The following is a 1,030-nucleotide window of genomic DNA, read 5'->3' as shown; positions in this document are numbered from 1 at the left end:
GAGGAGTTCCGCGCCGCGCCGCAGGGCGGCGGCCTCCGCGACGGACGGGGTGCCGACGGCGGCGAGCGGCGCGGCGGACGGGTTCGGCACCTCGACGCGCGCCAACTCCTCGGCACGGCAGATCACCAGGGGCACACCGAGCCGTTCCGCGGCGGCCACGATGCCCGGCTCCTCGGACTTGGCGTCCACGGTGGCGAGTTCGGCGACGGACGCGGCCGAAAGACCGGCGTCCCGCAGCGCGTCCGCGACCAGCGCCAGTACCTCCTCGACCGGGGCGCCTCGGGACGCGCCGACGCCGACCACCAGCGTCGGCGGGCGCACCACCACCTCACGCGGGCCGGGTGCGACGTCCCGGTCAGTCACCCGGATCGTGTACGCCCCCTCGGCGGCGACCGGCAGCGGCGGCAGCGGCCAGGTCACCTCGGCGTCCAGGGCGACCGGCGCGCCGTCCAGCAGCGCCCGTGAGACGGCCGCGACGGCGCCCTCGACCGGCAGGCCGAGGGTGTCCAGGCCGGGCACGCCCACCGCGTCCGTGGCGGTCGTCACCACCGGCCGTGCACCCAGCAACTCACCCACCTCGCGGGCGAGTTCATTGGCGCCGCCACCGTGACCGCCGACCAGCGACACGGCGAACCGGCCGCCCTCGTCCACGCACACCACGCCCGGGTCGGCCGCCTTGTCGCCGAGCAGCGGGGCGATCAGCCGCACCACCGCTCCCGTCGCCAGGAAGCACACCAACTGCTCGCACTCCGCGAACGCGGCGCGTACGGCGTCCTTGACCGGGCCGTCGTACACCCGGGTGCGCTCCGGCCAGGCCGCGGCCAGCCGGTCGCGTGCCACCGTCCCCGCCGCCGTGGCGGAAATGAGGCCGATCACTGAGCAACTCCTTCGACACTCGCGCGGGGCCGCTCGCCCCACAGCAGGAACACGGGATTGGTCGCGGCCAGCCGGGTCACCTCACCCGGCAGCGGCGCGAGCCGCGACGACTGCAGCAGCACACCGTCGCAGGAGAACCCGGCGGCGCCGAGCG

Annotated in this window: 1 protein-coding gene and 1 pseudogene; both read right to left on the bottom strand. The window is 76.3% G+C overall.

Features of this window, described 5'->3' with window-relative positions:
• On the bottom strand, positions 1 to 876 hold an 876-nt coding region (locus ACWEKM_RS46635; protein WP_451627381.1), incomplete at its 3' end, for a cobalt-precorrin 5A hydrolase.
• Positions 873 to 1,030 (bottom strand): annotated as a pseudogene (locus tag ACWEKM_RS46630) (bifunctional cobalt-precorrin-7 (C(5))-methyltransferase/cobalt-precorrin-6B (C(15))-methyltransferase); the annotation flags it as partial. The pseudogene ACWEKM_RS46630 and the gene ACWEKM_RS46635, both read right to left, overlap by 4 nt.

The sequence above is a fragment of the Streptomyces sp. NPDC004752 genome (assembly GCF_053601275.1).
This window is presented reverse-complemented; position numbering and strand designations above follow the sequence as displayed.